This is a genomic window from Parasphingorhabdus sp. (genome assembly GCF_036964675.1).
GTDB lineage: Bacteria > Pseudomonadota > Alphaproteobacteria > Sphingomonadales > Sphingomonadaceae > Parasphingorhabdus.
In genome coordinates this window covers 1-7,566 of sequence record NZ_JBALTF010000092.1, presented here as the reverse complement: position 1 = coordinate 7,566, position 7,566 = coordinate 1, and the positions used below count along the sequence as shown (strand labels likewise).

Genomic DNA, 7,566 nt, shown 5'->3' with positions numbered 1-7,566 from the left:
ATCCTGTTCGTCTTCACCACCTTGCTCACCTGGAGCTATTATGGCGAACGGGCGATCACCTATCTCTATGACCTGACCCCCGGATCGACCCTGAAGGGTGAAACCCGCCTCCATTTTGCCTGGCGCGTGCTTTGGTGTCTGGTCATCTTCGTCGGCTCTTTCGCGCCGCTCGAACTGATCTGGCGCCTGGGAGACATTTCCAACGCGGTGATGACCCTGCCCAATATCGTCGCTCTGCTGGCGCTGTCCGGCGTCGTCTTCGCCCTGGCCAAAGGCAACCGCGCCGCCGGTAAAGACCATGGCCGCGAGACACCTAGGGAATTGCTCGAAGACATCACCGGCTCGCCGGGTCACTAGATGATGGATTTCTTGAACTGCACGCGCCAGGCGCACGCATCCGCCTGCTCGGCTTCCCTCGCTTTGCCGAAGTTGATACCGAGCGAAGCGAGGCAAGGCCGCCACAAAAAACGGATGGCGTCCGCCGCGCCTTATTGGCGCGAAAGCCAAGGGCGCGGATGCGCCCGCCCGGCGCTTGAGGTTTAAAAAATATGCTAAAACGACTCTATGAATGGATGCTTGGCAAGGCAGCGCATCCGCAGGCCCCGAAATGGCTGACCGGCATCAGCTTTGCCGAATCCAGCTTCTTCCCGATCCCGCCGGATGTCATGCTGGCGCCCATGTGTCTGGCAAAGCCCGAGCGTGCTTATTGGTACGCCCTGATCTGCACCATTGCTTCGGTGCTCGGTGCGCTGCTCGGCTATGCCATCGGCTATTTTTTCTTCAAGACGGTGGGCCTGCCGATTCTGGAATTTTACGGGGCCACGGAAAAATTCGATCTTTTTGCCAATAGCTTCAATGAACAGGGCTGGGTTGTCGTCTTGCTGGCCGGCTTCACGCCGCTGCCGTTCAAGGTGATTACCATCGCCGCTGGTAGCACCGCCATGCCGCTGCATATCCTGATCGGCGCAGCCATTATCGCCCGTTCTGCGCGGTTTTTTCTGGTCGCCGCCCTGCTCCGCTATTTCGGGCCACCGATGAAAATATGGATCGACAAGAATTTTACCCTGGCCACCACCGTCGTCGGCATATTGTTCGTCGGCGGCTTTGTCGCCGTCCGCTGGCTGCTATGACAAGTAACAAAAGCTTTCAGCGGAACAGCTTTTTTTCAGTGGCCCAGCCGCTGATCATTTCCTAAGGCCGGATTATGAGCACCAGACAGATTTCCAACAACGACGATCCGGTGATTGAAAATATCACCCAGTTGATCGATCCCATGGTCCAGGGCGAAAAGCCCAAGGATCGCTGGCGGATCGGCACCGAGCACGAGAAATTCGTCTATTCCACCACAGACCATCACGCCCCCAGCTATGACGAACCGGGCGGCATAAAGGATCTGCTGCTCGCCATGCAGGAATTCGGCTGGAAGCCGGTGGAAGAAGGTGGCAAGGTTATCGCCATGTCGGGCAGCGACGGCGCGATCAGCCTCGAGCCCGCCGGCCAGCTGGAACTGTCCGGTGCGCCGCTCGAAACCCTGCACGAGACCTGCAACGAAACCGGTCGCCATTTGCAGCAGGTGAAGGCGATTGGCCAGAAAACCGGCACCGGCTTCCTCGGCATGGGCATGTGGCCGGACAAGACCCGAGCCGAATTGCCGATCATGCCCAAGGGCCGCTACCAGATCATGCTCAAACATATGCCACGGGTTGGCAATCTCGGGCTCGACATGATGCTGCGCACCTGCACGATCCAGGTCAATCTCGACTATGCCAGCGAAGCCGACATGGTGAAGAAATTCCGCGTCGGCCTTGCGCTGCAACCTTTGGCCACCGCCCTGTTTGCCAATTCACCCTTCACCGAAGGCAAGCCCAACGGCTATCAGAGCTTCCGCAGCCATATCTGGTCCGACACCGATCCGCACCGTACCGGCATGCTGCCATTCGTGTTCGAAGAGGGTTTCGGATATCAGCGCTATGCTGAATATATGCTCGACGTGCCGATGTATTTCGTCTTCCGCGACGGCAAATATATCGATGCCGCCGGCCTCAGCTTCCGCGACTTCCTCAAGGGCAACCTGTCGGTGCTGCCGGGCGAGAAGCCGACCATGTCGGACTGGACCGATCATCTCTCCACCGCCTTCCCGGAAGTGCGCCTGAAAAGCTTCCTCGAAATGCGCGGCGCCGATGGTGGTCCGTGGAACCGGATTTGCGCCCTGCCCGCTTTCTGGGTCGGCCTGCTCTATGACCAGACCGCGCTCGATGCCGCCTGGGACCGGGTCAAGGGCTGGAGCATGGAAGAACGCGAGGCGCTGCGCAACGCCGTGCCCAAACTCGGGCTCGACACGCCGATTCCGGGTGGCGGCAAATTGAACGATCTGGCCAAGGAAATCCTCGACATATCGTCGGCCGGCCTGACCGCACGCAACCGCCTGAACACCAGCGGCGACAATGAAAGCGGTTTTCTCGATCCGCTGCGCGAAGTGGTCGCCAAAGGCAAATCACCAGCGGCGCAGTTGCTCGACCGCTATCATGGCGAATGGAATGGCGATGTCAGCCGGATCTATGACGAAATGAGCTTCTGACAACAGCCGGGAGCAGCAGAACCGGGGCTAAAATTCGAACGCGGGCTGATTGTCGCTTTCATCCGAACTCTCCGCCGCTTCCGCGCCTTCCAGATTGGCGAGCGTCAGCCCGAGCAGACGAACGCCATTCTCCACCGGCATGATGCTGGCCAGCAAGTCACGGCCGATGCGCGCGAATTCATTCTTGTCCGCGACATAATGATCGACCGAATGCGACCGCGTCACCTGCCGGAAATCGGCATATTTGGCTTTCAGCGTCACCGTCCGCCCGCGCGCTTCGCATTTTTCGATACTGTTCCAGACGATATCGATAATATGCTCGAACGCGTCGTGCATATCGCTGTCGCTGACCAGATCATCGCCATAGGTCCGTTCGCCACCAACCGACTTGCGGATCCGGTTGGAGTGCACCTCGCGATGATCGACGCCGCGCGAGGCGCGAAACAGATAGCCCGCCGATTTGCCGAAATGCTGGCGCAGAAAATCCTGCGATTGCGCGCGCAGATCGGCACCGGTGTGAATATCGAGCTTCGCCATCCGCTCCGCCGTCTTCGGGCCGACACCAAAGAAGCGCCGCACCGGCAAACCGGCGACAAATTCTGCCCCCTGATGCGGCTTGATCACGCAGATCCCGTCCGGCTTGTTCTGGTCCGAGGCAATCTTGGCGATAAATTTATTATAGCTGACCCCGGCGCTGGCGGTGAGATGGGTCTGTCTCCTGATCTCGGCCCGGATCATCTCGGCAATCCGGGTCGCATTGCCGATGCCCATCTTGTCCTGCGTGACATCAATATAGGCTTCATCCAGCGACAGCGGTTCGACCAGATCGCTGTGCATGCGAAATATCGCGCGGATCTGCTGCGAAACTTCGCGATAGACCTCGAACCGGTGTTTGACGAAGATCAGATCGGGGCAGCGGCGCTTCGCGGTGACCGAAGGCATCGCCGAGCGCACCCCATATTCGCGCGCTTCATAGGAGGCCGCCGCGACCACCCCGCGCTTGGATGATCCGCCAACCGCCACCGGCTTGCCGCGCAGCTCGGGGAAATCCCGCTGCTCGACACTCGCGAAAAAGGCATCCATATCGATATGGATGATCTTGCGCTGCAGAAGATCGGGCGTGGAATCGGACATGATGTCAGTCTAGCGCCTGTTTCGCCGCTTGGGGAGGAACTACATCTCTTCGTTCAGCGATTTCCGATAGCTTTCGATCAGCTCGTCGCTGGCATTGATGCGGATCGTCTCGGAAAAACTGGCGCGCATGCCGCAACTCATGAAACCCGCTGCCTCGGAATATTTTTCATAATCCGGCCGGCCGCTCGCAAATATTTCCAGCCGGTCGTCAAAAATCCGGAAAATCGGAATCGCCGCCCCTTCCGATACCGGAATATACCAGCCGGTTGCCTTGTCGAAATAGAGATGCGAGGCATAGATACTGCACAAATGGGCATTAGCGCCCACCGCGCTGCCCTTGATCGCATAAAGCCCGTCATTCCCGCGCTCGATCAATATCTCGGTCATCGAAGCGCCGATCAGAACCGGCGCGATTCTGGCGTATAGATCCGACCGGATAAAAGCGGCGGGGAGCGGCAGCACATCATCGATGAACAGAGCGGATTTTCCGCGCGCCAGCCAGTCATTTTCGCCCAGCAAGCCAAGCAGCTGGCCCTTGCGCAGACTATAGCTGCCCCGGATGCAATCCGACGGATATTCCGCCGCTGCGCACAGATTGCGCTGCGTCAACCAGGCCAGCTGGCTCGCCCTGACGCCGGAATCGGCAGCCTTGGCACGCTGATACAGCGCCGCGATATCACGATCCGCCGCGCGCAGGTCGCTGGCATATTCGCCGCAGATTTCCTGCTCGACCTTGGTCGCGGCTTTGGCGCAATCAAAAGACGGATGCGCCTCCGCCGCCTTCTGCTGGCCATGTTCAGCCAATAATTTTTGCGCGTCTTCGCCGGTCAGTCGCACATCGCTGCCCCCGCCGCGCAATATGATATCACCGCGAAATTCCGCCTTCGCCAAATAGGGCAATTGCCTTGGGCCGATGATCGTTTGATCAAGAACCGCGTCCGCCAGTTCGACATCATATAGACCAAAACTGTGCAAGCTGGCGTGGGAGAAATCCGTTCCCCTGGCGCTGATCGCGGCGCCGCCCTGATAGACCGGGCAGCCATCCGGAACCGTGATCCCGCAATCAAAAGTGAAGCCAGTCATATCGGCGCCGTCGACATTCCAGCCTTCGACGCTGCCCTCGAACCAGCCGCCATCAAAATGGCCGAGAGAGAAAGCTGCACTCTGGGCATTTACATTTTTCAAAATCGCATTGCGGAAGAGGACGCCGGGCATGACAGCGCCGGTCATATTAGCCCCGGTCAGATCGCTCTTGATAAAGCCGATGCCGGGCGCTGACGCATCGGCGAAATTCGCTCCCGCCAGATCAGTCTCTTCAAAGCAGATGCCGGACAAGGACGTTCCGCCAAAATCCCAGCCGGCAAAATGGCCACCTTTGACGATTGTAACGCCCGCTGCCCGGCGGTCGGTCATGCTTAGAAAGTCGGCCAGGGATTTTATCTGTTCGCCATCGATTGCACCCCGCGCAACATACGGTTCGCTCTCTCCCCATATATCACCATAGGCAGAAGCGCAGCTCGGCTCTGCCACCAGAGTTTCCGCCCGTGCAGCGCCTGTTTCTGCCAGCACCAGAGCAAGCAGTGCGAACTGCAGAAACCATAGCTTCATCATCCCATTTCCCCTCGACTTCAGAGCCCGGCAGAGCCTCAAGCTTATCATTTATACTATAGCCACACCTCCCCGATCTTGCCATAGGCCACCGGTGCAACGCAAAGCCCTCCCTTTCCCGATTGGCCGTCTCGAACTCACCTTCCTGATGGCGAGCCTGATGGCTCTGAACGCGCTGGCGATCGACATCATGCTGCCCGGACTGGGTTTCATGTCCGATGACTTCGCCCTGCCATCGGTCAATGACCGGCAATGGGTCATCACCTCCTATATTTACGGCATGGCGATCGGATCAATCGTTCATGGTTCGCTCGCCGACCGCTTCGGACGCAAGCCGGTGTTGCTGGTGTGCACCGTGATCTACGTAGCCTTCGCCATATTATGTGCCTTTGCCTGGGATTATGAGCTGCTGCTGATCGGCCGCTTCATTCAGGGCCTGGCCGCTTCGGCAATGGGCGTGCTGGTCAACAGCATCATCCGCGATCGCTATGAAGGCGACGAGATGGCGCGATCGATGTCGACGATCATGATGGTGTTCATGATCGTGCCGATCACCGCGCCGCTGCTCGGGCAACTGGTTCTGCTGGTGGCGCCGTGGAAGGGGATATTCGTCGTTCTCGCGGCAGCCGGACTGGCGGTTTTCCTGTGGGTATTGATAAGACTGCCCGAAACGCTGCACCCCGAAGACAAGACGCCGATCCATCCGCGGTCGATCGGGTCGGCATGGTATCAGGTCATTTTCAACCGCAACAGCTTTGGTCATGTCTTGGCAAGCGGCCTGATGATGGCGCCCTTGTTCGCCTATATCGCTTCAGCACAGCAGATATTTTTCGACATATTCGGAGCCGGCGATATTTTCGTCTTTGTCTTCGCGCTCAACGCCGCCGCCATGTCGGTCGGAAATTTCGCCAATAGCCGGATCGTCGTGCGCTTTGGCGCGCGGCGGGTGTCGCAATCGGCGCTGATTGTCTTCATCCTGGTCTCGATCATCCACTTCATCCTCGCGATGACCGGCGGCATCAATATCTGGACCTTCACCGCGCTGCTGGTGCCATCCATGGCCATGGTCGGCCTGACCGGCGCCAATTTCAGTTCGATCGCGATGCAGCCCTTCGGCAAGATCGCCGGCGTTGCCTCTTCCTTCCAGAATTTTGCCCGCACCACCCTGTCAGCCGCGATCGGCGCAGCGATCGGGCTGCAGTTTGATGGCACGGTGCTACCGATTGCCACCGGTTTCCTGGTCTGCGGAATAGCCTCGCTGGCAGTGATTTTCTGGGCCGAGGAAGGGCGATTGTTCCGCCGCGTTCAGATTGGGGTAACCAGAGATTCGCTAGCGAAGATTGACACTATATAAGCTAAAGTTGGAAATACCGGCTAAGCGCACAGGAGCATGACGATGTCGATTCTTACCCCCCGCAAAATAATCGCTGGCCTGATCCCCGCCACCATGATCTTTGCCACCCCGGCGCTGGCAGCGGATTCGATCCACGGCGACTGGATCACCCAGGAACGGGATGCGATCATCAAGATTTCCAAATGCGGCACCAGTGTCTGTGGCCGGATCTACAAATATCTGGTGACCCCGCCGAATGGCGCTGGCCAGAAGGATATCCACAATCCCAACAAGAAATTGCGCGATCGCACGCTGCTCGGCACGGCGATATTGACCGGATTCACCCCCGACGACGATATCTGGCGCGGCAAGGTCTATGATCCGAAAACCGGAAAAACCTATCGCTCGGAAGTCAGCCTGCAATCGGCCAACAAACTGAAGATGAAGGGCTGTATCGCATTTTTCTGTCAGGGCCAGGACTGGACCCGCGCAAAATAATAGCACGTCAGTCAATGTTCTGTTCCCCGGCGCAGGCCGGGGTCCATCTCCAAATATTTCCACATATATCAAGCGAAGGGATGTTCACTGATCCCGACGATTGCGCGCCCCATTTTCCCTGACTTTGGTCCGATAATGCACGAGATGGACCCCGGCCTTCGCCGGGGAGCTAGCGATCCCTTCAATCCTCGACCTTCGCTCCACTACGACCTTCTACCCACCGGTTCTGTGTCGGCACATCGACCCAGTGGTGGCGCTCGCTTTCCCAGACGCTGCGTGACGGCGCCGGCAGGTCGTCTCCTTCAAAGGTACCGGTCGCGATACCAACGCCATCCGGGTGAAAAGGCGTCAGCCAGTAAACCGTAGTCCCGCAGTCTGGACAAAAGCGATTCTCAAAAGCTGCGCCGCTGGCGCC

At 58.5% G+C, this 7,566-nt stretch carries 8 protein-coding genes; 5 read left to right on the top strand and 3 right to left on the bottom strand.

Annotated features, from left to right (window positions below):
• From V7665_RS12540 to V7665_RS12530, 3 genes are all read left to right on the top strand, one after another.
• On the top strand, positions 1-357 hold a 357-nt coding region (locus tag V7665_RS12540; protein WP_335664872.1), incomplete at its 5' end, for an alanine:cation symporter family protein.
• Positions 358-548: 191 nt separating this feature from the next.
• Positions 549-1,130, top strand: coding sequence for a YqaA family protein (locus V7665_RS12535; RefSeq protein ID WP_335664871.1), 582 nt, complete (start codon positions 549-551; stop codon positions 1,128-1,130).
• A 74-nt stretch (positions 1,131-1,204) separates the two neighbouring features.
• Positions 1,205-2,578 (top strand): glutamate--cysteine ligase, encoded by a 1,374-nt coding sequence (locus tag V7665_RS12530; protein WP_335664870.1) that lies wholly within the window; start codon positions 1,205-1,207, stop codon positions 2,576-2,578.
• A 27-nt stretch (positions 2,579-2,605) separates the two neighbouring features.
• Here the strand turns inward: V7665_RS12530 and dinB are convergent, their stop codons facing one another.
• Complete coding sequence (gene dinB, locus V7665_RS12525) at positions 2,606-3,712, bottom strand: DNA polymerase IV (protein ID WP_335664869.1); 1,107 nt, start codon at positions 3,710-3,712, stop codon at positions 2,606-2,608.
• A gap of 39 nt (positions 3,713-3,751) precedes the next feature.
• On the bottom strand, positions 3,752-5,323 hold the full coding sequence (locus V7665_RS12520; protein ID WP_335664868.1) for a pentapeptide repeat-containing protein: 1,572 nt from the start codon (positions 5,321-5,323) through the stop codon (positions 3,752-3,754).
• A gap of 91 nt (positions 5,324-5,414) precedes the next feature.
• On the opposite strand from V7665_RS12520, the gene V7665_RS12515 reads away from it, so the two are divergent.
• Entirely contained in the window at positions 5,415-6,674 is a 1,260-nt protein-coding gene (locus V7665_RS12515) for a multidrug effflux MFS transporter (RefSeq protein WP_335664867.1), read from the top strand.
• Between the two features lie 42 nt (positions 6,675-6,716).
• Entirely contained in the window at positions 6,717-7,151 is a 435-nt protein-coding gene (locus V7665_RS12510; protein WP_335664866.1) for a DUF2147 domain-containing protein, read from the top strand.
• Positions 7,152-7,332: 181 nt separating this feature from the next.
• Here V7665_RS12510 and V7665_RS12505 read toward each other — a convergent pair.
• The coding region (locus tag V7665_RS12505; protein ID WP_335664865.1) for a GFA family protein at positions 7,333-7,566 on the bottom strand (234 nt) is incomplete at its 5' end.

Excerpts from the sequence above, each read along its gene's own strand:
- dinB (WP_335664869.1), bottom strand. The coding sequence starts at position 3,712 with ATGTCCGATTCCACGCCCGATCTTCTGCAGCGCAAGATCATCCATATC.
- V7665_RS12530 (WP_335664870.1), top strand. The coding sequence starts at position 1,205 with ATGAGCACCAGACAGATTTCCAACAACGACGATCCGGTGATTGAAAAT.
- V7665_RS12520 (WP_335664868.1), bottom strand. The coding sequence starts at position 5,323 with ATGATGAAGCTATGGTTTCTGCAGTTCGCACTGCTTGCTCTGGTGCTG.
- V7665_RS12535 (WP_335664871.1), top strand. The coding sequence starts at position 549 with ATGCTAAAACGACTCTATGAATGGATGCTTGGCAAGGCAGCGCATCCG.
- V7665_RS12510 (WP_335664866.1), top strand. The coding sequence starts at position 6,717 with ATGTCGATTCTTACCCCCCGCAAAATAATCGCTGGCCTGATCCCCGCC.